Source organism: Halobacillus sp. ABR2_026 (genome assembly GCF_056158545.1).
Genome location: NZ_JBSWTM010000001.1, coordinates 1,568,795 through 1,593,205 on the forward strand (window position 1 = coordinate 1,568,795; position 24,411 = coordinate 1,593,205).

At 45.8% G+C, this 24,411-nt stretch carries 30 protein-coding genes; 15 read left to right on the forward strand and 15 right to left on the reverse strand.

Going from position 1 to position 24,411, the window contains the following annotated elements:
• Both ACXADE_RS08130 and ACXADE_RS08135 read left to right on the forward strand, forming a co-directional pair.
• Window positions 1-837 carry a phytoene/squalene synthase family protein gene (locus ACXADE_RS08130; RefSeq protein WP_474979976.1) on the forward strand — a complete coding sequence of 279 codons (837 nt, stop codon included), beginning with the start codon at window positions 1-3 and terminating at the stop codon, window positions 835-837.
• A gap of 90 nt (window positions 838-927) precedes the next feature.
• Window positions 928-1,074: a hypothetical protein gene (locus tag ACXADE_RS08135; RefSeq protein WP_474979977.1), complete on the forward strand. Its 147-nt coding sequence runs from the start codon at window positions 928-930 to the stop codon at window positions 1,072-1,074.
• Between the two features lie 185 nt (window positions 1,075-1,259).
• Here the strand turns inward: ACXADE_RS08135 and ACXADE_RS08140 are convergent, their stop codons facing one another.
• The 7 genes from ACXADE_RS08140 to ACXADE_RS08170 all read right to left on the reverse strand — a co-directional run bounded on the left by ACXADE_RS08140 (window position 1,260) and on the right by ACXADE_RS08170 (window position 6,078).
• A complete protein-coding gene (locus ACXADE_RS08140; RefSeq protein ID WP_474979978.1) occupies window positions 1,260-1,415 on the reverse strand; it encodes a DUF4021 domain-containing protein in 156 nt (51 codons plus the stop codon).
• A gap of 51 nt (window positions 1,416-1,466) precedes the next feature.
• On the reverse strand, window positions 1,467-2,939 hold the full coding sequence (locus ACXADE_RS08145; RefSeq protein ID WP_474979979.1) for a phytoene desaturase family protein: 1,473 nt from the start codon (window positions 2,937-2,939) through the stop codon (window positions 1,467-1,469).
• Complete coding sequence (locus ACXADE_RS08150; protein ID WP_474979980.1) at window positions 2,936-3,376, reverse strand: glycosyltransferase family 2 protein; 441 nt, start codon at window positions 3,374-3,376, stop codon at window positions 2,936-2,938. The genes ACXADE_RS08145 and ACXADE_RS08150 overlap by 4 nt, the downstream gene beginning before the upstream one ends.
• Window positions 3,343-4,044, reverse strand: a complete 702-nt coding sequence (locus ACXADE_RS08155) for a glycosyltransferase family 2 protein (protein WP_474979981.1) — start codon at window positions 4,042-4,044, stop codon at window positions 3,343-3,345. The genes ACXADE_RS08150 and ACXADE_RS08155 overlap by 34 nt, the downstream gene beginning before the upstream one ends.
• Entirely contained in the window at window positions 4,041-4,724 is a 684-nt protein-coding gene (locus ACXADE_RS08160) for a lysophospholipid acyltransferase family protein (RefSeq protein WP_474979982.1), read from the reverse strand. The genes ACXADE_RS08155 and ACXADE_RS08160 overlap by 4 nt, the downstream gene beginning before the upstream one ends.
• Window positions 4,705-5,478: a carotenoid biosynthesis protein gene (locus tag ACXADE_RS08165; protein WP_474979983.1), complete on the reverse strand. Its 774-nt coding sequence runs from the start codon at window positions 5,476-5,478 to the stop codon at window positions 4,705-4,707. The genes ACXADE_RS08160 and ACXADE_RS08165 overlap by 20 nt, the downstream gene beginning before the upstream one ends.
• Before the next feature lie 96 nt (window positions 5,479-5,574).
• Complete coding sequence (locus ACXADE_RS08170) at window positions 5,575-6,078, reverse strand: DoxX family membrane protein (protein ID WP_474979984.1); 504 nt, start codon at window positions 6,076-6,078, stop codon at window positions 5,575-5,577.
• 588 nt (window positions 6,079-6,666) lie between these two features.
• Between ACXADE_RS08170 and ACXADE_RS08175 the strand changes: the two genes are divergently transcribed.
• The 3 genes from ACXADE_RS08175 (at window position 6,667) to ACXADE_RS08185 (ending at window position 7,345) form a co-directional block, all read left to right on the forward strand.
• Entirely contained in the window at window positions 6,667-6,891 is a 225-nt protein-coding gene (locus ACXADE_RS08175) for a DUF1659 domain-containing protein (protein WP_474979985.1), read from the forward strand.
• 24 nt (window positions 6,892-6,915) lie between these two features.
• A complete protein-coding gene (locus tag ACXADE_RS08180) occupies window positions 6,916-7,128 on the forward strand; it encodes a DUF2922 domain-containing protein (protein WP_474979986.1) in 213 nt (70 codons plus the stop codon).
• A gap of 73 nt (window positions 7,129-7,201) precedes the next feature.
• Window positions 7,202-7,345: a YvrJ family protein gene (locus ACXADE_RS08185; RefSeq protein WP_474982215.1), complete on the forward strand. Its 144-nt coding sequence runs from the start codon at window positions 7,202-7,204 to the stop codon at window positions 7,343-7,345.
• Window positions 7,346-7,494: 149 nt separating this feature from the next.
• Here the strand turns inward: ACXADE_RS08185 and lepB are convergent, their stop codons facing one another.
• Entirely contained in the window at window positions 7,495-8,016 is a 522-nt protein-coding gene (gene lepB / locus ACXADE_RS08190; protein ID WP_474979987.1) for a signal peptidase I, read from the reverse strand.
• A 402-nt stretch (window positions 8,017-8,418) separates the two neighbouring features.
• Between lepB and ACXADE_RS08195 the strand changes: the two genes are divergently transcribed.
• Window positions 8,419-8,583, forward strand: a complete 165-nt coding sequence (locus tag ACXADE_RS08195; protein WP_474979988.1) for a Spo0E family sporulation regulatory protein-aspartic acid phosphatase — start codon at window positions 8,419-8,421, stop codon at window positions 8,581-8,583.
• A gap of 1,010 nt (window positions 8,584-9,593) precedes the next feature.
• Here ACXADE_RS08195 and ACXADE_RS08200 read toward each other — a convergent pair.
• Window positions 9,594-10,775 (reverse strand): aminotransferase A, encoded by a 1,182-nt coding sequence (locus ACXADE_RS08200; RefSeq protein WP_474979989.1) that lies wholly within the window; start codon window positions 10,773-10,775, stop codon window positions 9,594-9,596.
• Between the two features lie 99 nt (window positions 10,776-10,874).
• Between ACXADE_RS08200 and ACXADE_RS08205 the strand changes: the two genes are divergently transcribed.
• From ACXADE_RS08205 to ACXADE_RS08230, 6 genes are all read left to right on the forward strand, one after another.
• On the forward strand, window positions 10,875-11,024 hold the full coding sequence (locus ACXADE_RS08205) for an FbpB family small basic protein (protein ID WP_474979990.1): 150 nt from the start codon (window positions 10,875-10,877) through the stop codon (window positions 11,022-11,024).
• Window positions 11,025-11,140: 116 nt separating this feature from the next.
• Window positions 11,141-11,998, forward strand: a complete 858-nt coding sequence (locus ACXADE_RS08210; protein WP_474979991.1) for a patatin-like phospholipase family protein — start codon at window positions 11,141-11,143, stop codon at window positions 11,996-11,998.
• Window positions 11,999-12,048: 50 nt separating this feature from the next.
• Window positions 12,049-12,753, forward strand: a complete 705-nt coding sequence (locus ACXADE_RS08215; protein WP_474979992.1) for a DNA alkylation repair protein — start codon at window positions 12,049-12,051, stop codon at window positions 12,751-12,753.
• Window positions 12,754-12,813: 60 nt separating this feature from the next.
• Window positions 12,814-13,221, forward strand: a complete 408-nt coding sequence (locus ACXADE_RS08220) for a hypothetical protein (RefSeq protein WP_474979993.1) — start codon at window positions 12,814-12,816, stop codon at window positions 13,219-13,221.
• Between the two features lie 62 nt (window positions 13,222-13,283).
• A complete protein-coding gene (locus ACXADE_RS08225; RefSeq protein WP_474979994.1) occupies window positions 13,284-13,484 on the forward strand; it encodes a PLDc N-terminal domain-containing protein in 201 nt (66 codons plus the stop codon).
• Window positions 13,485-13,671: 187 nt separating this feature from the next.
• On the forward strand, window positions 13,672-14,577 hold the full coding sequence (locus ACXADE_RS08230; RefSeq protein ID WP_474979995.1) for a chemotaxis protein: 906 nt from the start codon (window positions 13,672-13,674) through the stop codon (window positions 14,575-14,577).
• A gap of 890 nt (window positions 14,578-15,467) precedes the next feature.
• On the opposite strand, the gene ACXADE_RS08235 is transcribed toward ACXADE_RS08230, so the two are convergent.
• The 4 genes from ACXADE_RS08235 to ACXADE_RS08250 all read right to left on the reverse strand — a co-directional run bounded on the left by ACXADE_RS08235 (window position 15,468) and on the right by ACXADE_RS08250 (window position 17,791).
• Window positions 15,468-15,680 carry a hypothetical protein gene (locus ACXADE_RS08235; protein WP_474979996.1) on the reverse strand — a complete coding sequence of 71 codons (213 nt, stop codon included), beginning with the start codon at window positions 15,678-15,680 and terminating at the stop codon, window positions 15,468-15,470.
• A 62-nt stretch (window positions 15,681-15,742) separates the two neighbouring features.
• Window positions 15,743-16,213, reverse strand: a complete 471-nt coding sequence (locus tag ACXADE_RS08240) for a YkyB family protein (RefSeq protein ID WP_474979997.1) — start codon at window positions 16,211-16,213, stop codon at window positions 15,743-15,745.
• A 65-nt stretch (window positions 16,214-16,278) separates the two neighbouring features.
• Window positions 16,279-16,836 (reverse strand): SCO family protein, encoded by a 558-nt coding sequence (locus ACXADE_RS08245; RefSeq protein WP_474979998.1) that lies wholly within the window; start codon window positions 16,834-16,836, stop codon window positions 16,279-16,281.
• Window positions 16,837-16,936: 100 nt separating this feature from the next.
• Window positions 16,937-17,791 carry a metallophosphoesterase gene (locus ACXADE_RS08250; protein WP_474979999.1) on the reverse strand — a complete coding sequence of 285 codons (855 nt, stop codon included), beginning with the start codon at window positions 17,789-17,791 and terminating at the stop codon, window positions 16,937-16,939.
• Between the two features lie 147 nt (window positions 17,792-17,938).
• Between ACXADE_RS08250 and fadH the strand changes: the two genes are divergently transcribed.
• Window positions 17,939-18,706: a 2,4-dienoyl-CoA reductase gene (fadH, locus tag ACXADE_RS08255; RefSeq protein ID WP_474980000.1), complete on the forward strand. Its 768-nt coding sequence runs from the start codon at window positions 17,939-17,941 to the stop codon at window positions 18,704-18,706.
• Window positions 18,707-19,214: 508 nt separating this feature from the next.
• Here fadH and ACXADE_RS08260 read toward each other — a convergent pair.
• Window positions 19,215-20,678 (reverse strand): flavin monoamine oxidase family protein, encoded by a 1,464-nt coding sequence (locus tag ACXADE_RS08260; RefSeq protein ID WP_474980001.1) that lies wholly within the window; start codon window positions 20,676-20,678, stop codon window positions 19,215-19,217.
• 142 nt (window positions 20,679-20,820) lie between these two features.
• Window positions 20,821-21,477, reverse strand: a complete 657-nt coding sequence (locus ACXADE_RS08265) for a DUF4396 domain-containing protein (protein ID WP_474980002.1) — start codon at window positions 21,475-21,477, stop codon at window positions 20,821-20,823.
• A 150-nt stretch (window positions 21,478-21,627) separates the two neighbouring features.
• Between ACXADE_RS08265 and ACXADE_RS08270 the strand changes: the two genes are divergently transcribed.
• Both ACXADE_RS08270 and ACXADE_RS08275 read left to right on the forward strand, forming a co-directional pair.
• On the forward strand, window positions 21,628-21,945 hold the full coding sequence (locus tag ACXADE_RS08270) for a metal-sensing transcriptional repressor (RefSeq protein ID WP_474980003.1): 318 nt from the start codon (window positions 21,628-21,630) through the stop codon (window positions 21,943-21,945).
• A gap of 12 nt (window positions 21,946-21,957) precedes the next feature.
• On the forward strand, window positions 21,958-24,360 hold the full coding sequence (locus ACXADE_RS08275; protein WP_474980004.1) for a heavy metal translocating P-type ATPase: 2,403 nt from the start codon (window positions 21,958-21,960) through the stop codon (window positions 24,358-24,360).
• The last annotated feature ends 51 nt before the right edge of the window (window positions 24,361-24,411 follow it).

Sequence of the window (24,411 nt, forward strand, 5' to 3'; positions counted from 1 at the left end):
ATGACGGACTTGAACCAAGCATACGATCATTGTCGCAAAATAATCGAGCAACATTCGAAAACGTTCTCTAAAGCATTCGCTATGCTTCCCAAACAACAGAAACGGGCGGTTTGGGCCATTTATGCTTTTTGCCGGCGTGTCGATGATATCGTAGATGAAGGAATGAACCCAAAAGCAGAATTGGAAATTTTCTCACATGATTTCGACCGGTTCATGGAAGGGAAGCTTGAACTCGAAGACCCCTGCTGGGTCGCGCTTGATGATGTATTCAGGAATTTTTCCATCGATTCAACACCTTACTATGACATGATTAAAGGTCAGCGAATGGACCTTTACCCGACAATCATTCGAACGAAAGAAGATTTACTGGATTATTGCTATCATGTAGCAAGTACCGTTGGGCTGATGCTGCTGCCTGTCATCGCACCTGGCAAAGTTGGCGCTCTCAGGCAAGGGGCGATTGAACTCGGATATGCTATGCAGCTTACGAACATTCTGAGGGATGTTGGAGAAGATATGGAGATCGATCGTATTTACTTACCACAGGAAGTGATGGTGGACCACAGCTATTCATATTCAGATCTGAAAGAGAAGCGGGTCAATCAGGCGTTCATTGAGATGTGGGAGGATCTGGCTGCCGATGCCGAGCGTTATTATGACCGTGCGATGGCAACGCTGCCGGATTATCCTTTGTATTCGCGTTTGCCCGTAGGAGGTGCTGCAAAAATGTACCGCGCCATCCTTCCTGCTGTCAGGAAGAATCAATACCAGGTGTTCACTCATCGAAATTATGTAACCGACCAGGAAAAGAAGCAGATCATTGCAGAGATGCAGTGAGGCTGCTTTTTTTCCGTGTAAGAGTCGTGTATATTCTTATGAAAATACGTAGATACTTGTACATATCAATGAAAAGAGAGGTCCAGAAGAATGGCGGAAAAATATTTAATATACTATCAGGCCAAGTCAGGTGTGGTGAAACAAGTGCCTGTCTATGCTTCTCACAAAGAAAAGGCCAGAGAAAGTCATCTGAAAGATAACCCGCAGGCGAAAATCACCCATATACGACTCTTGTGAGAGGATTCCTATCCAAACCAAAGGCAGCGACCATCCGGTCGCTGCCTTTTCATGATCCTGTCTCTCGTTTCGTAAGGAGGGATGAACTCTTTTTATAAACGGAAAACGCAGAGACTGAGAAAATCTCTGCCTGGAAAGAAACCAGAAGAGGAAAGCATAGAGACGACTATGCTTTCCTCTTCTTATTACCGGTCGTGAAGTCGGTCTTCCTCTTCTGTTTCCAGCATGCCGTAATCACCGTTCATCGCCTGTTCGTCCTGGTCCACACCGAGATCAGGGGCTTCAACCAACGTTGGGCGCTGCTGTCCTTTGCGTGGAACAGGTCGTTTTTTCTTATCCATTCTGAACACCTCCATGTTTAGCTTGGCTGAATAATGGAGGTGTATACAGATTCATTCGATATGGACGATTCTCCCGAGTATTTCGTTAGCTACGTTTTGACCGCTCAGGACGACGAGGGGGGAGCCTCCGCCAGGATGCGTGCTTCCTCCGCAGAACCAGAGGCCGGCTAGGTCCTGTGATTTATTGAATGGCCTCATGAATGCTTGAGCACGGCTGTTTGAAGAAGGACCATACAAAGACCCCCGGTAAGCTCCGAACTCATCTTCAATGTCCTCAGGGTCCCAGACGCGCTCGAACTGAATGTGTTCTCTGATTGGAATACCTGCTTCCTGAAGCCGGTCGTAAATATGAGCTTTATATGCAAGTTTATTATAGGAGCCCTTTCCATGGAGGGGAGGGGCATTGACGAGGATGAAACAATTATCCCCGTGCATGGAAACAGATGGATCCGATTTGGAGGACGTACAAATGTAGATCGTCGGATCATCGGCATATTTTCCATTCTTTAAGGCGTTGAATTCTTTTTTATAGTCCTTCGAGAAAAATAAATGATGATGCTTAAGCCGGTTGATTTTTGTATCAAGTCCCGCCGTAATGACAAAAGCAGAAATGGATGGATCATAGCCTGCGATTTTTTTATTGGAAAGAGAGGGCCTCGCCTCAGGCTCAATCAAATCCGGAACTGCTTGGAGCAGGTCTCCGTTCACGATAATATGGTCCGCTTCAAAATGGTCCCCTTCATCTGTTTCAACACCGGTCACCTGTTGATTTTGATGCGTGATTTTTGTTACTTTCGTTCCGCTGTACAACCTTACACCTACATTCTCGGCCGCTTTTACGAAACGGTCGGCGATTGTTGTATTGCCGCCCCTTACGAAATAAACTCCATCGTTCCATTCGAGGTGGGCGATCATACTGAATGTCGCCGGAGCGCGGTATGGATCGGACCCGATATACGTGGAATAACGGCTTAATGCCTGAAGAATGTTCGGGTTGGAAAAATATTTACGGAAAAAATGATCCATGGATTCCAAGGGACGGACTTGGACGATGTTTTTGCCCAATGAGGGAGATAGATAATCTCTCCAGCTTTTAAACGTCCTATGTAAAAAATGTTTGTGGGATAAACGGTAGAGCCGTTCAATTTCCATCAGGAAATCCCGGTACATGACGTGCCCTTTAGGATCGAGCTTCCCGAGCTGCTGCTTCATTTTTTCCTGATCGGTAGAAAAATCAAACGTCGTTCCATCTTTGAATTCGTTTCTCGTATGAGTGGTAATTTTTGCAAATGGCAGTTCTTCACGGGGATTGAGCCCACCCTGCCTGATGACATCCTGGAAGACTTCAGGCATCGTGATCGTATTCGGGCCAAAATCAAAATGGAAACCTGCTTCATCGACGCTCATCATTTTACCGCCGAAATGATTGTTTTTTTCAAAAAGCCGGACATCGGCTCCGTGCTTCGCAAGGGTAATAGCCGCTGATAAACCACCAAGCCCTCCGCCGATTATCGCAATCTTCATTGATAGGACCTTCCTTTCCATTGATATTTTTCTCCTCGTTTATGGACGGACCGGGAAGCCCATAAAATGGCGATCAGACATAGCACAGAAACGGGCAGAAGGAAGGACAGCCAGAGGGGATGACCGGTCCTTGTGTCTACATACATTTTGAAAGCGACTGTCAACAGGTAGGGAAGGAACAGCGCATAACTACCTGAAAATAACCCGGCGACTGCGTATCCTGCTGGAACGACAAACAAGAGTATGTAAAAAAGCGTCAGGAACACGACCATACCCGTAGAACGGCCGATGCCTGTATAGGTATTCTTTTTAAAGCCTTCCCACGTTTCTCTGCTGCTGTTATACATGTAGGAAACAACAGATTCCGTAATGTTTGCGAGAATCATTCGGTAGCCATGTTTCTTCACTTCCCTGGCAAGGTGAACGTCTTCCACCAATATTCTTGAACAGCTGCGTGACCGCCTATTTTCTCGTAGACATTTTTTTCAATCATGATGAAAATCCCACAAGCTGCCGTGAACATCGGTTTTGTGGTCCGGTTCGCAATGAATAAAGGCAAGTGGAGAAGGACAACCATATGCTGCAGAGGCACGAGCATATGACTGAGAAAGTTTGAATTCGGATAGTTCGGAAATCCACTGAGCATGTCGGCCTTTTTTTGCTGCATCGTTCCCAAGGTTTGCTGGACGATTCCGGGAGCGACACGGGCGTCAGCATCCAGAAACAGGAGATACTCTCCGCTTGCTTCCTGCGAAAGTTGATGGCAGGCGTGGACTTTTCCGTTCCAGCCTTCAGGCAGTTCTTTTCCTCGCAGCATAGTGAAACGGCCGTCGTCAGCCGTCTCCGTCAAAAGCCTGTCCCACGTGTAATCTTCTGAATGATCATCCAGCAAGATTACCTCAAGTTCAGGGTATGTAAGGGCGCGCAGGGAAGTAACCAATTCTTTAACATTTCCCTGCTCGTTCCTTAAAGGCACGAGCAGGGAAACAGAGGGGGGATCTTCCTGATGGCTCTTCCTTGTCAATGGGTAGAGGAATAGACTGTTGAACATGGTCCATCCATTCAAAAAAATAACCATGATCAGAAGGATGAAGAACATCATCATAACCGCTCTCCCTTTCGCTTTAAATTCTTAAACTCTTGATGGTTCTCATCGATGACATCCCTGCGTAATTGATCAAGCTGCAGGGTGGCTTCCTGTTCAAAGTACCGGGTCATTTCCTTCCGGTTAAAGGAACGGTAATGGTGAGGTGGAAGTGGTGAGCCGATTTTTATGTAGGCGTTGGGCTTTTTTTTATGCTCCAATGCATAATACAAAGACACTGGTACCACATGGGCATCCGGGCACTGTTCAGCAAGATAACCGATGCCGGAAAAGAATCCGAGCGGACGCTTTTCCAGGGGTTGTTCATCACCTTGAGGGAAAATCCATACGGTATTCCCTTCATGAAGCAGATCTCTGCTGTAGTGTAAGGACTGGATCAAATGCCGCCGGTCATGCTTGTTCACGGAAAAGGCACCGATCCTACGGAAAAAAGGAAACCGGCGGATTCCGTCTTCATGCATCATCCCATAACCGTCTGAACCTACTACCTGATCATTGATGTAAAAGATTAGGAGCGGATCCCACCATGTGGAATGATTGATAAGGAATAAAGTCTTTCCAGCAGGCAGCTCCTCAGGCAGTTGAATCATGATGTTATGAAAATGGTGGTGCAAAAAGGATCGGTTGAAGCGGGTGAATCCCCATTCGATCCACGAAGTTTTACGTGCGGGCAGAAACATAGGATCTCCTCCAAAAATATAAGCCATACCATAAAATGGTCAAGGCACTGACGAATAAAACCGCTCCATACAACTTGCCGGTGAATGCGATGCAAAGAAATAAAAAGATGATCAAACCGAACATGAGGGCCATCCGGTTCGGCCATGGGTGAAGACCTTTTCTCGTTCTTTGAGGTTCCATCAATAGGAAAATCAAATGGAAAAGCGCAGCAAGGACGAACCATCCGAAAAAGTTTGAAAAGGGAATATCGTAATAAAAGCCACTGTCTTCCCAAATCCAATATTCTTTTACCTTATAGGAGACGGGATCGAGGATGAGGTCCATCGTAACAGCAGCCCATGCACCTGTCAGGATAAATAAAATGTTCTTCGTCCATTTCTTTAAACCATGGGTCAACACACGGGCCAGTTCATGGGAACAGCCGATGACCAGCAGCCACGCAAAACCGATCGTAATTGGAGTGTCTGCTATTTTAAGACCGAAGTTTTCGGTATAATGATACGCTCCGAATAAAAAGTTATGGCTGACGCCCAAGTGTTCCACATAAATACTCACCACGATAATAATGAGACTGTAGCCGATCCCACGTGCCCATCCGTACATCTTGATGAAATATACACCGGCCACTCCTCCGGCCGTCAGGAGAAAGACGCTGTTCGCCCACTCCAGCCATGGCGGCAGTAGATCGAAGGTGACTAAAACCACGCCGCATATGTACCAGAAAATAAAAAATCTGTAAAAATAAGTGGACATAAAGCACCTCAAATAATATTGTATAAAATCATCATACCTCATCAGGAAGTAAAATAAACGAAAAAAGCCCTATGCGATAACATAGGGCTGAACGGGTTAGGGATGTACGAGCTTTCCGATCGGGCGTTTGTTTACCTGCTTTCTGAGAAGTGGCAGCACCCATCGATCCAGTCCGTATCGTCCGGCATTTGCGCCTGCAACAAGGATGAAGAAGGTGAGCAGAACCATCTGTGGATTCGTGCTGGTGGTGCCGCTGAACAAAAAGGCGAAGTTCATGAGAATGGCTCCCCATGCCGCTACATGAGTGAATAATCCTAATAGAAGAGCAAGCCCGGCAAAAACTTCCCCCCACATCACAAGAAAGGCGAACCATCCATGGTTCGGGAGGGCGACTTGTTCAAGGAAGACCGCCCACCACGTTTGGACCGCCGGGTGCGCTCCTTCCGCTTTAGCAATCGCCCCGTTCAGAAAACCGCTGACATCAAAGCCCCCGGTGATTTTTCCGAAACCTGCGCTCAACCACGCATATCCTAAGTATACTCGGAAAACAGTCAAGATCACAGCCGCCGTTTTGTTGTTACGTAACGTTTCAAATAACATGGTATTTCCTCCTTTTTTATTGTTCAGTATTTCACAAGATGGATTAATCCTTTCTTTCAATTCAAGTATAGCCGGGGAGTTCACAAAAAAATATTGTTTGTGCATTAATTCACAAAGTAGCCATACCTGTATGGCAGAATTGTGAAAAATATCGATTGGGAGTTTCTTTTTCAGGGAAGGATAAAAATAGTAAAGAATTTGGAAAGGCAAAGCGGAAGTTTCGAATTTTTGCTATGATAGAAGGGAAAGAGGGGTGGAACAAAGATGGAGATGGTCATGTTTTTTATCAGCATCATCGTCATGCTGGGACTTATAGGGTTAACAATATTTGATAATGGTTGATACTTACTTAACGTAAGCGTCCGGGAAAGGTGCCTCATCAGCACCTTTCCCGGACGCTTTTTTTCTATCAGCTTTTGCTCTTACCCTTTATCGTTTGGATTATGTTCGATTTCTTACATAATAAACGTTGCCTTAAAAGAGAAGGCAGACCGATCTTTTCACTGTTTCCATAAAATTAAAAAAACGACCGGTGTGACACTTTTTCTGCTGATCCTTCGATTATAGAAGGGAGAGGAGGTGAAGCCAATGGCCGTGAACACATTGAAAGTAGACAGTCGTTTGCAGCTTGTCTTTTCAACAGGGACCGATGAGGATGGGGATATGATTCTGAAACGTAAATCATTCAATTCCATCAAAACCGATGCAACAGACGAACAGCTCCATGAAGTTTCCGTTGCGTTATCTCCATTGCAACAGCATATCCTGATCGATATCGCCCGTGACGATCGTTCTGTATTGACTGAATCTTAATAAATGAAAAAGGAGGAGAATGAATTGAAAAAGTTAGAACTTAAGTTCCTGAATGAAGAAGGGAAAACAGTAACGCTCAGTCTGGATGACCCTGTAGAGCCAGTCGATCCGGTCCAAGTGGATGCAGCTATGGATGCGATTCTTACTCAAGGATGTTTCTATTCCACAGGCGGTGACCTTGTGGAGAAGAAGGAAGCAAGAATCGTCGAGCGCAATATTTATGATATTGAGTTTTAATTGAAAGAAGGGCCGCTAGCCATGGTTAGCGGCCTTTTTTTAGAACAGAAAAGAAAGAGGTGAAAGAATGGGGATGGAGGCATGGATTTCAATTTTAGCGGATGTTGGATTCCCGGTGGCGGTGACGTTTTATTTGCTTCATCGTGTCGAGGGGAAACTTGATCAACTGATTGAAACTCTTCATGAGCTGCCCGATAAGGTTTCCACCACAAAATAATGGACGGGAAAAGAGCAACAGAGGTTTAAGAAATGTGCTGGAGGACCCAACACTCTTCGAGGGAAGTTGTTCAGATTTAATTGAAACTTGGTCCCCCTTGAAAGAGATCATGAAAAACGACCCGTTTGTCGACGGGTCGTTTTTCATGGCTATTTTGTCAGGCCCCACTCGTTGAAGGGGTAGATGATTAATTCGGTCCGTCCGATGATTTCTTCTTCTTTAACGAAGCCGAGGCCGTTACGGCTGTCTTTACTTATAGAGCGGTTATCGCCCATGACGAAGTATTTGCCTTCAGGAACTTCAACAGGACCGAAATCTCTTGTGGCAGAGGCTGCCTCTTCTGTCAGATATTCTTGAGTTTGCTGTTCGCCGTTCACGTACAGCTCATGATCCCGGATTTCAATCGTATCTCCGGGTTGACCGATGACTCGTTTTACGTAGCTTTTTACTGGCCTTTCGATGATGACGATATCTCCCCGGTCCGGTTCATCGACATAATATATAATCTTATTAAACATGACTCTTTCCCCGTTTTTAAGCGTCGGGTCCATGCTGGCCCCTTCGACGATGGAAGTGGCAAAGAAAAAGGTTCGTAATATAAATGCGAGGGTAATAGCTACGGCAATGGCTTTCAACCATTCCAGCCATTCTTTTTTGGATTGCTCAGACAATCTCATCTTCCTTTCTAGATGAACATATAATCTTTCACCCTTGATTTTACCATATCAGACCGGAAAGAAAAGACAGGCCGGTCGAGTTTTACGAAATTGTAAACTGTGAGGCTCCAATTCGGGCGAGGATGTCGAAATATTAGAACCTTTACCGATTTCCTTTACAAAGGTATAGAAAATTGAGATAATTTTTCTCGTGCAAGACCGGTATACGAACACACATTCTTTCAAGATGAATGAACATGTGTTTCCACCTTAACTAAATCCGCCCTCGACATCCAGGTTTCAGGAAAAGAGGAGAGGAATCAGTCCTAAGGTTTTTTATAACTCTGATTCACACAGAGTCTTACAATATATCGGGCCATGAATAGAAAGATGATCAAGTCAGGAGGTAGTCGATCCATGCAAGTAGCCGGCAGAGATCCTCGCATCGCAGAAGTGGAATCGTTACGTAATAAGATGACGAAAGTAGCCCTTGAGAAAGGACTGTCCAGCAAAGAATGTGTAGAAATCAGTCAGCAGCTCGATGCGCTATTGAATGAAGTACAAAAGAATAAAAGCAATTAAAAGAACTCATGGACATTGAACCATGAGTTCTTTTTGTTTCTTGTTATTTTTCTTTTTGGATCTGTTGAAGTTTAGTGTTGATATGACTGCAAAAAGGAAATTCCAATTTTATATTTGGCTTATTCAACTTAAGCTCCCTTTTCTTGAAGACTCAGCTTCGAGATGTTTGTGTGATTCTAGGGGCTCCGGGAAAAGGTTCGCTTTCCATGGGGCGGGCGGTGAGCCTCCTCAGGCTACGCCTTCCGGGGTCTCACCTGTCCCACACGTCCCATAGGAGTCTCACCGTTTCCCTCCGCCCCCTTTCCCTTATAAGTGTCTCGAAGCCACTTTAAAAAGGGTGAGCTTGAATGGTTGAGGTTCGAACATCTGTATGGATTCGTAAGTTTCCAATTCTTCTCCCCTAGACGGGCAGATCATACGTAGTATCAAGCATTTGCGTATGCAAACGTTCATGGGGTAGAGATGATATCATTCCCTTCTCTTACCCATACAAGCTGATTTTTCAAGTAGTGGTTCCGAGACACTTATATGGCAAAGGGGCGGAGGGGAATGGCGAGACTCCAATCTTAAGTGTGCAGGCGCCTCGTTCAGCGGCGTATGGATTGGACTGAGCTGGAGGAGACAAAGGAAACACGAAGAACGAAGGGATTCGATGTTGACTTATCGTACAGAAGCGAGGGAAGTCTCACTAGCCGCTAGGCGCAGAAACCGGATATCTATGAGGAAGAGAGTGCTTGGTGAGACCCCGCAGGACGTAGTCCGAGGAGTCTCACCGCGCTCCCGCGGAAAGCGAGCTATTCCCCATAGCCCCCATCCACTCAACAAAAGTCTCGAAATCAAGTCTTCTACAATCCTGCCGTTTAGCGGAAGACTCCGTTTCGAGATAATAATCTAACAAGATTCAATGGTTACATCGTGAAAGAAGATCATCTAAAGGTTTCGACACTTGGAAATTAATTCTCGTTTACCATCCTGTCATTCATTGTCCCTTCCATCCGTTGCTGCCAATATCAACCCTGACCTTTAACAGAGCTTTTTTTTTCAGCGGAGAGGAAATTTTCCAGACGGTCCAGTCCTTTTTTCAGTGTCTCCATGCTGTAGGCATAGGAAAGACGCATATAGCCTTCCCCATGGGTCGAAAAGGCATCCCCTGGAACGAGAGCGACACCTGCTTCGTCTACAAGTTGAACAGCGCGGTCAAACGTTGTACGGCCATTCAAAGGGAACTTTATGAATACGTAAAAGGCTCCATCAGGTTCTGCGAAGGAAAGCCCTATGTCTCTAAGACGGCGTACCACGAACGTTCTTCTCTCTTTATAAGCTTCCCGCATCTTCAATGCAGCCTCTCTCTCATGAGTCAGTGCCTGTTGGGCGGCATGCTGACTGATCGATGTTGCACACGATACATTATATTGATGCACTTTTAGTAAGTGCCGGCATAACCAGGCCGGGGCTAGAAGGTATCCGATTCTCCAGCCGGTCATGCTGTGGGATTTTGAAACCCCGTTGATGACGATCACCTGATTACGGACGTCAGGGAAGCTCGCAATCGATGTATGTGGGCGGTCATAAACCAATTCACTGTAAATTTCATCAGCCACAAGGAACAACTTGTGTTTTTTTATAACTTTTGCAAGTTCACTTAGCTCTTCTTCTGACAACGATACACCGGTCGGATTGGACGGGTAGGGAAGGATGACGGACTTCGTTTTTGAAGTCACTTTGTCTTCGATTAAGTCACCCGTCAATTTGAATCCATGGTGCCTCGTATCGATGAACACCGGGGTGGCCCCGGCCAGGCGGATCAATGGTTCATAACCAGGATAGACCGGGCCCGGGAGAAGCACTTCATCTCCAGGCTGTAGTATTGTACGTAATGTAATATCCAGCGCCTGCGAGGCACCGACCGTAACGATGATTTCGTCCTCTGCTTCATAATGGAGGCCGTATGTATGGGCGGCATGCTGCTGGATGGCTTTTCTTACGGAAAGCATCCCTGCATTATGGGTGTAGTTGGTCTGGTCGTTTCGGATGGCCTGTATCCCTGCTTCCTTCACCCGGGGAGGAGTGGGGAAATCAGGCTGGCCGATCGTCAAAGAGACAACATCTTCATAGTGGGAAACCATATTGAAAAATCGACGGATCCCTGAGATTTCTATTTGCTTTACGAGGGGGTTAATGTTTTGTTCCAATGGACCTTCACCTTCTTTTCATAAAGTTAACAAAATGTTCAAACAATTATCGTGCGAATTTTGTTATCATTCAGATAAGCCTGAGAAAGGAGTTGTAAAATGAGAAGTCAAAAACGAATTTCCTTTGAAGACTTAGTCGATCGTAACAAGCAGCAGCTGTTGAACGATCAGGAAGCAATCGAAAAAATAGAACGTCAAATAGATGAAAAACACACAGGTAAAAATGATTCCGATGCTTATGTAAGCTGATGATATCACACCAAAAAGCAACCGCATAGAAGGGGTTGCTTTTTTTACTTTTTCCACAGAACATGGCAGTATAGAAATAGAGAAACCATTTGGGAAAAGGAAGGTGTTCCGGACTTATGGATGATGTCGGTTTGGTTCTGGAAGGTGGAGGAATGAGAGGAGCCTATACGGCCGGTGTCCTGGATTTCTTCCTTGATGAGGAAATTCATATCCCTTATGTCGTCGGTGCTTCAGCAGGAGCATGCAATGGCAGTTCATATGTAGCCAGACAGCGGGGAAGGAATTATGAAGTGATCGTCGAATATGGGGCTCACCCTGAATACATATCGTACAAACGGATGATCACAAAACGGCAGTTGTTCGGAATGGATTTCATTTTCGATAAACTCCCGAATCAGCTTGTTCCCTTTGATTATGAAGCGTTCCGAAGACAGAAGACTCGTTTCGTCGTAGGAACGACAGACATGAACACAGGAAATCCTGTCTTTTATGATCGATTTCCGGACAGGGAAAGCCTTTTGAAGGTCATCCGTGCTTCAAGTTCCCTTCCAATGGTAGCTCCAAGCATCCGTTATGATGGCAGGGAATTGATGGATGGAGGGATTGCTGATCCTATTCCGCTGGCTGCCTCGGAAAAGGACGGAAACCGTAAACATATCGTCGTCCTTACACGGAATGATGGGTATATCAAAGGCAGGATGAAAGGCGGCTGGTATTTCAATAGGAAGTACAAGCAGTTCCCTTTATTTGCTAAAGCTCTGCTTGAGAGGCACTTGCGTTATAACGAGCAGCTTCAGAAGGTGAAAGCGGCGGAAGACAGAGGCGAAGCGTTCGTCATTCGCCCATTAAGACCTTTGAAGGTAAGTCGGATTGAGCGAAACCGGGACCGCCTGCACAATTTGTATGCCCAAGGTTACGAAGAAGCGGAAGCACACGCCGGGCGTATGGAAAAGTTTCTTCAACAGAATGGGTGATAGAGGGCTTGCCCTGCATCCCCCTTTCTCTAAGTAAAGGAGGAATAGTCATGAGCCGGGCTATGGAAATATGTGAAGAAGTGACGGCTGCTTTAGAATCCCATCGAAATGATGAACAGCGGGTAGCCATGGAAAATTATATGAAAAATCATTTCCCTTTTTTCGGGATCAAAAGTCCTGAACGGAAACGGATTCTTGCTCCATTGATGAAAACGTACAAGTCGATTTCTGAGGATGTGCGTTTGGAAGCAGCGGTTCTCCTGTTCGATCAGCCTGAGAGAGAGTGCCATTATGCAGGGCTTGCCCTGCTTGAAAAAGGAATGAAAAAAGCACCCCGCGACAGTATCCGTACATACAAACAACTATTAATGACAAAATCATGGTGGGATACGGTCGATATGATCGCTTCTCAGCTTTGCGGTCGTTATCTCCTCCGCTTCGAAGAAGAGCTGCGGCCGATTACAGAAAACTGGCGGGAGTCCGACAACTTGTGGGTCCGGCGGTCGAGTGTCCTTCATCAACTGAAGTACAAAGAAAAAACGGACGCCCCTTTGCTCTTCGATACGGTCGATGTTTTGAAACACGAAAAAGAGTTTTTTATTGAAAAAGCGATTGGCTGGGCGCTTCGAGAATATAGTAAAACCGATCCAGACGCTGTGATCTCATACCTTGAGCGTGGGCAAGTGCGTCCATTGAGTTACAGGGAAGGGTTGAAGTGGTTAAAAAACAAGCATCCTGAATGGATAAAAGCGTAAAGTTTATCTTCCCCTTTCCTTGCCCATAATGGAAGAAAAGGGGAAGAGGAGCGGTAGAAGATGAATATTTTTCAATGGTTCGATCCTGCATTCTTAGAAGAGACGATCCAATGGCTGGATGATGATTTACTTGAAGTATTCGGTCTCAAGTCCGAATACGTACAATTCGGGCTCGTTTTTCTGTTTATGACAGCTCTTATGTGGGTAGTAAGACCAGTGATCGAATGGATGATTTTGAACGATTGGAAGACCTTGTCAAGCTATGTGACCAGCGCACTTCTTGCTATTGTGTTTTTACAGCTGGTCGACAGGTATGCGATGTCAGATGAAGCTTCTACGCTGCCTGCCTCCTACTGGTCGATGTGTTTGCTCGCGATCAGCAGTTATGGGCTTGCTTATGTGACGGTCCTATGGATGAAGAAGCTGTTAAACAAAATATCGAAGCGGAGCAAAAGAAAAGCTGCCTGATCTGAAACCTTCTTCCTTTCTTATCCGTAAAACGAGTAGAGAGAAGAAAAAGGGGGAAGTTCATGGAAGTCGGCATTTTTTTTCTAACCCTCCTGTTTTTCGGGGTGGGGTTGCTGGTTTTGAATATTGTTACGAGTGTTTGGGCCTACAGAGATTCCATCCGCAAAGGGAAAAGCTCCGCTTATAGTCTCATCGTTCTGATCGGGACGCTGTTTTTTCCGCTGGTTGGACTGATAGTCTATTTCATTATAAGAAACGATTGAAAGAGCGATTGATTTCGCTCTTTTTTTGATGGATAAAACAATAAGATATCCTATTTCATCATCATTAAATTCTGTGACTTTATCTGGTCCAGCATATTTCTTCTCCCTATCATCGTTCCAACCTTCACATTCCTGTGTGGACAGACGATATAAAGAGTGGATTCTATCATAGGAAGGACGATGCTTCATGAAGCAAGATCAAGGCATATTACTGGAAAGTGGAACAAACGAACTGGAAATCGTGGAATTCGGAATCGGAATCAACCGTTTCGGCATCAATGTCATCAAAGTGAAGGAGATTCTGAACCCTCACCCTGTTACGAAAATTCCTCATTCCCATCCATCAGTGGAGGGCATCATTGAAATTCGCGGGGAAGTCGTTCCAGTGGTGGATGTCGCTCATGCTCTTGGGTTTTCACCATCAGAAAATCCGAAGCAGGATAAATTCATTCTGTCGGAATTCAATCAAACGAAAATTGTGTTCCATGTACATACCGTTACACAGATCCACAGGATATCCTGGGAACAGATTGAAAAGCCGAATAAGATGTACCAGGGCCTGGAGACGCAGATCACAGGAGTTATAAAAATGGAAGAAGAGATGCTCCTGCTTCTTGATTTTGAAAAAGTCGTCGCAGATATTAATCCTGAATCGAGCATCCACTCAGAACAGCTTCGGGAGCTTGGAGAAAGGGATCGTTCTCAAAAGAAAATCCTGATTGCCGAAGATTCCGGAATGCTCCGCGCGATGCTACAGGAAACGCTGAGTGAAGCAGGCTATGAAAATACGGTCAGCTTTGAAGATGGTAAAGAAGCCTATGAGCATTTGGAGGAATTGTTAACGGAAGGCAAAGTGATCGAAGAAGAATATCAGCTGGTCATAACAGATATCGAAATGCCACGTATGGATGGTCATCATTTCACACGGTTATTGAAAGAGCATAATGATTTGAATCAGCTGCCTGTCGTCATTTTCTCATCTCTCATTACGGATGACCTTCGTCATAAAGGAGAAATGGTAGGAGCGGACGCCCAGGTATCCAAGCCGGAGATCGTCGAGCTTGTGAAAATCATCGATCATCATATTCTATAGTTAGGCTCTGTTAAAGCTCAGGGTTGATATTTGCATCAACGGATGGAAGGGACAATGAATGATAGGATGGCAAAAGGGGATTTATTCCAAATGCCGAAACCTTTAGATAATCTACTTTCACGATCCAACCATTGAATCTTGTTGGATTATGATTTCGAAACGGAGCCTTAAGCTAAATGGCAGGATTGTTGAAGACTTGATTTCGAGACTTCTGTGTAGTGGATAGGGGCGGAGGGGAATGACTCGCTTTCCGCGGGAGCGCGGTGAGCCTCCTCAGGCTAACGCCTTGCGGGGTCTCACCCTGCACTTTTTTCCCGCAGGAGTCTCGCCATTCCCCTCCGCCCCTTTGCCATGGCAGATTCTCTAAATCACTACTGGAACAAACAGCTTGAATGACTGAGGAAAGTAGATCATATAACCTCTCCACAGCAGGCATTCAAAATTTATAAGCTTGATACAGAGCACTTTATGCCTGCCTAAATATGGGGATGAGGGAACAATTCCTCTAGGTATAGGGGGCGTTTCTCCTTACTATGAAAGGGGTGGTTGGGAAGCTGCGAGACTCCCGCGGGAATGGATGGGCTGGCGAGACCCCACAGGACGAAGTCCGAGGAGGCTTGCCGCCATCCCCGCAGGAAAGCGAGTGGCTTCCCAGCCGCCCCTAACGCTCAACCAGGCAATGAACCCCCCGGAACATCTCGAAGCTGAGTCTTCAAGAAAAGGGAGCTTTCGTTGAATAAGCTAAATATAAAAAAAGGAACTTTCGTAAAATGGAAGTTCCTTTTTTGCAGTCATATCAACACTAAACTTTAACAGAGCCTATAGTTAAAGCCGCGCGCCCACAAGAAGAAGTGCAGGCAGTAAAAAAATCCGCCCTTGAGCGGATTTTTTTATATTTCATCCTTTAATCGTTCAAATAATTCATCATGCCACTCGTAGGCATGTTTGGATAACGTCTCAGGACCTTGTTTCGTTGGTGATGCATCTAACACAATTTTCTTATGGTGTTCGGAAAGGTGTTCATAACTTGCGCGCATTTCAGTGGTGTATTCCATGTGCTTTTTCAAATGATACAAAAAGTCTTGAACTTCACTCGCTGGCATTCTATCATCCTCCTCTAAGGTTCCATTCCTTAATTGAACAAGTATGAAACCTCAAAAAAGGTTTACGGACGCTTTCGTCTGCGTTGGTTCCACGGAGTGCCCGTTGGCTGACCGAGCATGCTCGGCTGTGAAGTGGTTTGAAAGGAATAGGCAGGCTTTTTCGGCTGCTTCCAATTCAAATAGTGGTATAACGTTCGTTTGGCTCTCGACAGGGACAATTTGGGTTTGGGGTTCCGGTAGGTCTGGTCGACTTTTCCTAAATGCTCCAACTTTTGAAAGTCCTGCTTCGTTGCTGGAACGTGGAAATAGTAACCACCAATTTCAATGAGGAGGGTCGAGTGCTGCTGGCTGAATTTCGGATGGTCGGAAAAATGGAGTCCGACCTTTTTGGCGCGGTTTTCATTCAGAAGTTTGTCGATCGTATGCTTTTTAAGATCATAAAGGTGTCTCGGCTCAGGTGCAGTTTTTGCATGCCGGTTGACGATGAATAAGGATTCGGCTAGTTCACGATTGGATATTTGATTGTCTTTCATCTATGATCTCCTTTCCATCCAAGTATAGCTCTCTTTCTATTATTTTACAACATTTTACAATCCGATCATCCGTTTCTATATTCTTTTAAATCCTGGATGATGTTTTGGACGGATTCTGCTTTCGTCCCACTGTATTTTTCGACAATATTCCCATTAGGATCAACAAGGTAAAAACTTGTGCCATGAGCCATTTGATCGGAACCTTCCATTTTTTTGACCGGGGACTGGAAGGACTTGATTGACCATTCTTTCACTTCCTGGAATGAGTAACCGGTAAGGAAATCCCAATGCTCATAGTCTGGTTGATAGTTCTCTGAGAAGGAGAGCAGCTTCTCCTTTGTATCATTTTCAGGATCGACACTGACTGAGACGAGTTGAAGATCGATTTCTTCGTTCTGCAATTGCTGCTGCAGCCTGGACATGTTCCCGGTCATCGGTGGGCACACCGTTTCGCAGTTGGTAAAGATGAAATCCGCAATCCAATAATCACCGGAATAGGCTTCAGGAACGGATATTTCTTCACCATGCTGATTCACAGCAGATAACTCATTCACGTCTTTAGAACTACAGGCTACTGTAAAGGTCAGGATTAATAGGATGCTGAACAAATTTCTTAACTTCATGAGATCCTCCAACTTTCTAAATTATCTTTAGTGTACCACTACGAGAGTGAACGAGTAGACGTATCCATCATCTGTCACAAAAATGTAAGAGAGTAAACCATCAATTCGACTTCATTGTGAAGACGGAAAACTCCGGACGGCAGAGGAAGCGGTAAGGCAGCCGTGTGGTGCCAAGGCCCCGGCTGACAAACAGTTGGCTTTCGTTCTCCAGCAGATAATGACCTTCGATGAAATGTTCAGCGAATGGTGGTGTGACCATGGGACCGAACAATGGCAGCTGGATCTGGCCCCCATGGCTGTGTCCGGATAGCTGGACATCAATCGGATGGTATTGGTACTCAAGGGCCACATCTGGTTCATGGACCATCACTAAAGTAAAAACCTCTTCAGGGATGTTTGCAAGCGTACGATCGATGTCCGGTTTTCCGAGCATCACATCATCGACACCAGCAAGTGCGAAGGAGGCAGAGCCGTTTTTAACCAACGTATGTTCATTCTGCAACAGTTGGAAGCCGCTCCTGTCCATCACTTTCCGGATTTTTTCAGTCCCATACCCCCCATGGTCGTGATTGCCATAAATCCAATACTTTCCGAGTGGAGCTTCTAATTGTTTGAGCAAATCTATCAGACGATCAGGGAAGGAGTAAAGGTGTGGCTCGTCCACTAAATCTCCTGTGAACAACAGCAGGTCGGCTTTTTCATCATTGATTCTTTCCACGAGCTCCTCCAGGTCTTCCATATCATAATGGAAACCGATGTGAGTGTCGGAAAACTGAAGCACTTTGAAGTTGTGGAACTGTCGCGGAATCTTACGGTTTGCTATATCGTAACGCCGTACATCGAGCATGTAGGGTTCTATGAAACGGGCATACGAATACCCGAACACATGGAGTCCGGCCAGGGCGGCTGCACTTATTAATGTTCGTTTGATGAACGTTCTCCTCGTCATTTTCATAGCGTCTCTCCTCTGAATTCTTTCGCCATTATAACATGGGTCGATCGAAGATCTCGTCGAAATTTTATACTATATTTAAAAATGAACAGGTATTCAGTCCATGCTTGTTGAAATAGAAACATAGATAGGAAGAGGAGGGTATGATTTATGAAAAATGAAGTTGTGATTGTAACAGGTGGTTCCAGTGGAATGGGACTGCACATGGCCGAAAGATTTGTGAAGGAAGGGGCGCAGGTAGCTATCACCGGACGTAATGAAGAACGTCTGGAGGAAGCGAAGAAACAGATTGCCGGGGGCAGAGAAGAACAAGTGCTCACGATCCAAATGGATGTCCGTAAAGTAGAGGATGCGAAACGTATGGTCGAGGAAACTGTCGAGGCTTTCGGAAAGGTCGACCACCTCGTGAATAATGCAGCTGGTAATTTCATCGCCCCTGCCGAAGAGCTTTCTCCGAATGGGTGGAACTCTGTCATTGATATCGTTTTGAATGGAACATTCTATTGCAGTCAGGCCGTCGGTAAGTATTGGATTGAAAATGGCATCAAAGGATCCATATTAAATATTGTAGCCACCTATGCTTGGAATGCGGGAGCAGGAGTGATCCATTCCGCATCTGCTAAGTCAGGCGTACTTACGATGACTCGGACGCTTGCTGTGGAATGGGGGACGAAATATGGCATTCGTGCAAACGCCATCGCTCCGGGACCGATCGAACGTACGGGAGGGGCGGAAAAATTGTTCCAATCTGAAAAAGCGGCACAGCGGACACTCGCCTCTGTGCCTCTGGGTCGTCTCGGTACTCCGGAGGAGATTGCAGGTCTTGCCCGTTTCATTCTTTCAGAAGACGGGGCTTATATGAATGGGGAAGTCGTTACTCTGGATGGCGGGCAATGGCTGAACAAGTTTCCTTTCTAAGAGAGGAGGGATTGAGATGAAGAAAGCTTGTTTTTTTTGTAAAAAATTTTACACCTTAGACCGCTCGGATCCTCAATACATGAAAATCTCAAAAAATCCGCAAGCCTCTTATGTCTGTTCGTCCTGTAACCGGTCCATGCAAAAAGACGCCCAGACGAGTACGGGGCTCCATCCCGATATGATCGATGGGCATGAGAAGTTCCTCCGGTAGAAAGGTAATCGTATACGTCCATCAATAGGGATTGCTAAAGCCATTTGCTAACATGTTCTTCACTGGGGGCGTTCGTTTGTTATAGGAGAAAAAGGGTGGGGGATGGCGCGAATCCTGTGAATCCAGGTCCATTGTGAGGCGCCGGAAGCAGATCTAATGGAGACACACGGTTCCCCAAGGAAAGCGTGGGATTCCCCACCCGCCTTATACAAAATGGTGATGATAGCCATAGAAGATTAACAAGCCAAACTGTAAAAACCTGCCCAGTCAATAAGTATTCTAGGGGACTGGGAAGAGTTATGATTTTTTGTTTACTTCATTTGCTGCCCGGACGGCAGACTCGATAGCACCTTCTACCCAGCCATGGAAAGTGGAGGTGTGTTCGCCTGCGAAGTGGATGCGGCCTTCCGGTAAATAAAGCCGGTCTGAAAAGTCACTCGCCTGGTTCGGGGCAAACAAAGTGAAGCATCCAGCGGAAAACTCATTTTGACTCCAGCTATAAGAAGCCCCCGTTGTGAATTCCTCGTACACTTTCCTTCCAAATATCTTCGACAACCCATAAAGCGCTTCATTGATCCGCTCATTCTCCGGAAGACTGTTCCATAAATTCGCGTTTGATCCCCAGCTGTAACTTCCCAGCATTACCTTACGTCCAGGACTTGGAGTATACGTATAGCGCAGAGGAATGTCCGTCAAAACGTTACCAATTTTGAACTCTTCCCAGAAACGGGATTTGAATTCAAGTCCGATTTTCACAGAAGATACATAGGTCAGCTCTTTGATGGCTTTCCATTTTTCAAAGGAGACAGAATTGTAGGGGAAAATATCAACAAACTGCATGACAGAGTAGGGAATCGTCATGATGACATAATCGCCCTTGAACGTTTCATATTCGTAAGTCTCGCGGTTGATGGCGACGACTCTTACTCCATCGTCATCCTGAAAGACTTGCTGGACTTTTCTTTTAAACAGTATGTTCGACTCCAATTGAGGCAGAAAGGAAAGAGGAAGTTGGTCATTTCCCCCCTTAATTTCATAAAACTTTAAATCTGGATTGAAAACAGTTCGGACGATATCGAGAAGAATATCGACAAAAGACAGTTCCGGGAATCCCTCTATGCCGAGAAGGACCTTCACCGCTCGGATCGCTCCTTCGGATAAGGAAACCCCCAGAGGGTTATAACGGAGAAAACCTTCAAAAGAATAACGGTCGAATTTCCTCCTAAGCCGCTCCTGCTCTTCAGGTGAGGCATTTTCATATAAGTCCAGATAAGGCTGGACAGCAAGGGAGAGCAGTTGTTTAGCTGTCTTCCCTTCTTCTTCAGGGCGCAGAGGGAAATTCAAAACGTTAGGGTTTTCTGTATATTGAGAATAGGTGGTTTGGACACCATTTACGAAATACACATCATTCGTATTATTGAACAGGTTGAGCGGTAAATCGAATTTGCGGAGGTAGGCAAACGTTAACTTATGGATATTCGGAAACCGCATCGCTCCGACATCCAAGTATTGCCCTTCTGAAAAGGGCTCTCTTAATGTATACACTCTTCCTCCGACCCGGTCACTCCCCTCTATGATTTTTACAGAGTGGCCAGCATTCTTCAGTAAGGAAGCTGATACCAGCCCGGCCATCCCCGCTCCGATGATGATCACATTTTTAGATGGGCCATTCAAAACAGGTAATCCGTTCTTTACGATGGAAAGCATGTCTGTCGGATAACTCAACTCTCCGTAACTATGAAGATCGACTCGAAGACTCATCAAACCTCCCCCTTATCGTAATAACATACGAAACTTTATCCAATTCAATGCCAATAGAACGGATTCCGACGAGGAGGATAAGAAAAAGGGTACAAACGGATGAGACATGAAACATGCATCCGTTTGTACCCTTTTTTGTTTCTCACATTTCCTCTTTAATCCCTTTTCTCACCAATAACCAGTTCGCAGGATAACTGGTGAGAAAACCAAGGAACATGGCAATCTGCATCATGAACCAATAGACTGGGTCGGCAGGCTTCGGTGGTTCCTGGAAGAGGATAAAATGAACGATAGCCATCCAACCGAACATACCAACTTCAAATGCGATTAGTGATAGAGAGTCTGCTTTAATGGCGGCCCAGACCGCCTTTTTTTTGCCAAGTTCCTGGTTCATCGGATAAATGGCATAATACTGGAAGAGGATCCCGAAAGCATACGCCAAAAGGAATTCCACGATATAGTGAGTGAATAATACGGATCCTGCAATCGTCACCCCTGTGAATGCTACGATGGGGACCCCGACAGCATCACCTACTGTACATCCTGCAGAGCAGTGACTTGTGGAAACGAAAACCTTCGCAGGTCTTCCGCGTTTGTCTTCTTTTTCATTATCCATGCTTTTTAAACGGCCCCATTTGAAATAGGTCCATAAAGCGAGAGGCCCCATGAACCAGCCGTTGATCGGCCATACGATGTTCATGATTTTCATCATTTGCGGATGCCTTATTACGTCTAAAGTAATAATAAGAGAACTTATCAGCCCACCCCCAAGGGCAAAGATTGAAACGGTTGCCAGCATCTTTAACACCTCTTTAATTATTTCGTTATTTTCCTTTATACCCTAGGGTGGTAAAAATATAAACAACTAAAAATATGTTGATTTACAGTTTTATAATTTGACTATTATACCTATACCGGGTATATAATGAAAGAAAAGGAGGCGGTTGGTATGTCGGAATGCCATCTTCCGGAGAATAGCGGGAAAGAACCGGTGAAACCGAGGTCTGATGAAGAAAAAGCAGCGGTTTTGAATCGTTTGAAGCGGATTGAAGGACAAGTGAGGGGCATCCAGAAAATGGTGGAAGCCGATCGATACTGCGTGGACATCCTTGTCCAAATTTCAGCGATCAACAACGCATTGAATAAAGTCGGCTACAATTTGCTCGAGCGTCACACTCATCATTGTGTGACAGACGCGATCCAAAACGGAAATGGTGAGGAAGCGATCGATGAATTGATGAAAGTCGTCCAGCAGTTCTCCAAATAAGGAGGGTAACGTATGACTGAGAAAAAGCAAATGAACGTAGGCATAACCGGGATGACGTGTTCGGCCTGCTCCTCCAGGATTGAAAAAGTCCTGAACAAAATGGATGGGGTTGACGCGAACGTCAACCTTGCGATGGAAAGTGCAAGGATTACTTATGACGGGAATCAGGCCCAACCCGAGGATATCCAGGCGAAAATCGAAAAACTTGGATACGGAGTGAAAAAAGACCGTGTAGAACTTGATATTCAGGGAATGACATGCTCGGCCTGTTCATCACGAATACAAAAAGTGTTATCAAAAACGGATGGAGTTAGTGATGCGAACATCAATTTAGCTACGGAAGCGGGAGTTGTTGAATATGACCCAGGGGTGATGAGTGTTGAAGATATCATTACCCGCATAGAAAAGCTTGGGTACCATGCCGTTACGAAGCAGAGCCGGGAACACCAGAGAGAACAGAAGGAAGAGGAAATCCGTGAAAAGAAACGGAAACTGTGGATCTCTGCTTTGCTATCTTTTCCTCTTCTTTATACGATGGTTGGTCATTTGCCATGGGACATGGGTCTGCCGGTGCCAGGGTGGCTGATGAACCCGTGGTTCCAATTCCTACTCGCAACACCTGTTCAGTTTTTCATTGGAGCGTCGTTTTATAAAGGAGCTTACCGTGCTCTATCGAACAAGAGCGCAAATATGGATGTTCTTGTCGCCCTGGGGACATCAGCCGCCTATTTTTACAGCCTTTTCGAAGCGGTGCGATGGCAACTAAATACTGACATCACCCCCGAACTATATTTTGAAACGAGTGCTGTTCTGATCACCCTCATCCTCGTAGGGAAGCTTATTGAAGCGTTAGCGAAGGGCCGGACGACCCAGGCTTTAACCAAGCTGTTGAACCTGCAGGCAAAAGAAGCAACGGTCCTTCACGGAGAGAAAGAAGAGAAAGTACCGGTCGATGAAGTGACGGTCGGGGATGAACTCCTTGTGAAACCAGGAGAAAAAATACCCGTGGACGGAACGGTTCTAAGTGGATTCACTTCTGTGGATGAATCCATGATTACGGGTGAATCGATTCCTGTAGATAAACAAGCGGGGGAACCAGTGATTGGTTCGACGATCAATAACAATGGCACCATTCGTATGAAAGCAGAAAAAGTGGGACGGGATACAGCCTTAGCTGGAATCGTTAAAATTGTGGAAGAGGCCCAAGGGTCGAAGGCACCGATTCAAAGAACGGCAGATCGGATTTCCGGAATTTTCGTACCGATTGTCGTAGGTATTGCTTTAGTAACATTTCTTGTCTGGTTTATTTTTGTAGTACCCGGAGAGTGGCCGCCTGCTTTGGAAGCATCCATAGCGGTACTCGTCATCGCCTGTCCTTGTGCACTCGGTCTTGCCACTCCGACATCCATCATGGTCGGTACAGGGAAAGGAGCCGAGCAGGGCATCCTTTTCAAAGGTGGGGAGTACTTGGAGAGTACGCAGCACTTAACGACTCTTCTGTTGGATAAAACAGGTACAGTTACGAAAGGGAAGCCTGAAGTGACGGATTTTGTACGGGTTGACAATGAAGAGGAGCTTCTTTCACTCGTGGTCGCTGCTGAAAAAGCTTCTGAACATCCCCTGGCAGAAGCCGTTGTTCGTTATGGGAAAGCGGAAGGGGTACAGCCGTCAGCTGCCGAGCAATTTTCAGCGATACCGGGGCATGGGATCCATGCGAGTGTCGCTGGGAAGGACGTCTCCATCGGTACAAGGAAATTGATGGAGCGTGACAATATTTCCTATACGTCTTATGAAAAAGAGTTGACCGTTTTGGAAGCACAGGGAAAAACCGCCATGTTCATAGCGGTCGAAGGAGAGTTGAAAGGGTATATGGCGGTCGCTGATACCGTCAAAGAATCTTCCAAACAAGCCATTGCCGATTTGACTGCCATGGGACTACAAGTCCATATGGTTACTGGCGATAATGAAAGAACGGCGCTTGCAATCGCTGAAGAGGTCGGGATTCAGGAAGTTTATGCAGAAGTACTGCCGGAAGAAAAAGCAGACATAGTCAAAGAACTGCAGCAGCAGGGAGAAAGAGTCGGTATGGTGGGAGATGGAATCAACGATGCGCCATCTCTTGCGACTGCTGATATCGGCATCGCAATTGGAACAGGGTCCGATGTAGCAATTGAAACAGCTGACATTACGCTGGTCGGTGGAGATCTCACCCATTTAAGCCAGGCGATCCGGTTGAGTGGGAAAACGATGCGAAATATCCGTCAAAACCTGTTTTGGGCGCTCGCCTATAATTCCGCAGGTATCCCGGTTGCAGCCATAGGTCTGCTCGCTCCCTGGGTAGCAGGGGCTGCCATGGCGTTCAGTTCAGTAAGCGTCGTGACGAATGCCTTGCGTTTGAAACGCATTAACTTGTAGTCAATGCAGCAAGGATCCACCATTTGTTATACTCATATTGGAAAGGATGAT

What these genes read in the sequence shown, in the direction of transcription:
- ACXADE_RS08240 (WP_474979997.1), bottom strand. Translation starts at nt 16,213, where the DNA reads ATGAAAGACAATCAAATATCCAATCGTGAACTAGCCGAATCCTTATTC.
- ACXADE_RS08210 (WP_474979991.1), top strand. Translation starts at nt 11,141, where the DNA reads ATGGATGATGTCGGTTTGGTTCTGGAAGGTGGAGGAATGAGAGGAGCC.
- ACXADE_RS08145 (WP_474979979.1), bottom strand. Translation starts at nt 2,939, where the DNA reads ATGAAGATTGCGATAATCGGCGGAGGGCTTGGTGGTTTATCAGCGGCT.
- ACXADE_RS08160 (WP_474979982.1), bottom strand. Translation starts at nt 4,724, where the DNA reads ATGTTTCTGCCCGCACGTAAAACTTCGTGGATCGAATGGGGATTCACC.
- ACXADE_RS08205 (WP_474979990.1), top strand. Translation starts at nt 10,875, where the DNA reads ATGAGAAGTCAAAAACGAATTTCCTTTGAAGACTTAGTCGATCGTAAC.
- ACXADE_RS08135 (WP_474979977.1), top strand. Translation starts at nt 928, where the DNA reads ATGGCGGAAAAATATTTAATATACTATCAGGCCAAGTCAGGTGTGGTG.
- ACXADE_RS08195 (WP_474979988.1), top strand. Translation starts at nt 8,419, where the DNA reads ATGCAAGTAGCCGGCAGAGATCCTCGCATCGCAGAAGTGGAATCGTTA.
- ACXADE_RS08245 (WP_474979998.1), bottom strand. Translation starts at nt 16,836, where the DNA reads ATGAAGTTAAGAAATTTGTTCAGCATCCTATTAATCCTGACCTTTACA.
- ACXADE_RS08275 (WP_474980004.1), top strand. Translation starts at nt 21,958, where the DNA reads ATGACTGAGAAAAAGCAAATGAACGTAGGCATAACCGGGATGACGTGT.
- ACXADE_RS08225 (WP_474979994.1), top strand. Translation starts at nt 13,284, where the DNA reads ATGGAAGTCGGCATTTTTTTTCTAACCCTCCTGTTTTTCGGGGTGGGG.
- ACXADE_RS08215 (WP_474979992.1), top strand. Translation starts at nt 12,049, where the DNA reads ATGAGCCGGGCTATGGAAATATGTGAAGAAGTGACGGCTGCTTTAGAA.
- fadH (WP_474980000.1), top strand. Translation starts at nt 17,939, where the DNA reads ATGAAAAATGAAGTTGTGATTGTAACAGGTGGTTCCAGTGGAATGGGA.
- ACXADE_RS08270 (WP_474980003.1), top strand. Translation starts at nt 21,628, where the DNA reads ATGTCGGAATGCCATCTTCCGGAGAATAGCGGGAAAGAACCGGTGAAA.
- ACXADE_RS08230 (WP_474979995.1), top strand. Translation starts at nt 13,672, where the DNA reads ATGAAGCAAGATCAAGGCATATTACTGGAAAGTGGAACAAACGAACTG.
- ACXADE_RS08260 (WP_474980001.1), bottom strand. Translation starts at nt 20,678, where the DNA reads ATGAGTCTTCGAGTCGATCTTCATAGTTACGGAGAGTTGAGTTATCCG.
- ACXADE_RS08220 (WP_474979993.1), top strand. Translation starts at nt 12,814, where the DNA reads ATGAATATTTTTCAATGGTTCGATCCTGCATTCTTAGAAGAGACGATC.
- ACXADE_RS08130 (WP_474979976.1), top strand. Translation starts at nt 1, where the DNA reads ATGACGGACTTGAACCAAGCATACGATCATTGTCGCAAAATAATCGAG.
- ACXADE_RS08140 (WP_474979978.1), bottom strand. Translation starts at nt 1,415, where the DNA reads ATGGATAAGAAAAAACGACCTGTTCCACGCAAAGGACAGCAGCGCCCA.
- ACXADE_RS08265 (WP_474980002.1), bottom strand. Translation starts at nt 21,477, where the DNA reads ATGCTGGCAACCGTTTCAATCTTTGCCCTTGGGGGTGGGCTGATAAGT.
- ACXADE_RS08235 (WP_474979996.1), bottom strand. Translation starts at nt 15,680, where the DNA reads ATGCCAGCGAGTGAAGTTCAAGACTTTTTGTATCATTTGAAAAAGCAC.
- ACXADE_RS08170 (WP_474979984.1), bottom strand. Translation starts at nt 6,078, where the DNA reads ATGTTATTTGAAACGTTACGTAACAACAAAACGGCGGCTGTGATCTTG.
- ACXADE_RS08185 (WP_474982215.1), top strand. Translation starts at nt 7,202, where the DNA reads ATGGAGGCATGGATTTCAATTTTAGCGGATGTTGGATTCCCGGTGGCG.
- ACXADE_RS08250 (WP_474979999.1), bottom strand. Translation starts at nt 17,791, where the DNA reads ATGAAAATGACGAGGAGAACGTTCATCAAACGAACATTAATAAGTGCA.
- ACXADE_RS08165 (WP_474979983.1), bottom strand. Translation starts at nt 5,478, where the DNA reads ATGTCCACTTATTTTTACAGATTTTTTATTTTCTGGTACATATGCGGC.
- ACXADE_RS08155 (WP_474979981.1), bottom strand. Translation starts at nt 4,044, where the DNA reads ATGATGATGTTCTTCATCCTTCTGATCATGGTTATTTTTTTGAATGGA.
- ACXADE_RS08175 (WP_474979985.1), top strand. Translation starts at nt 6,667, where the DNA reads ATGGCCGTGAACACATTGAAAGTAGACAGTCGTTTGCAGCTTGTCTTT.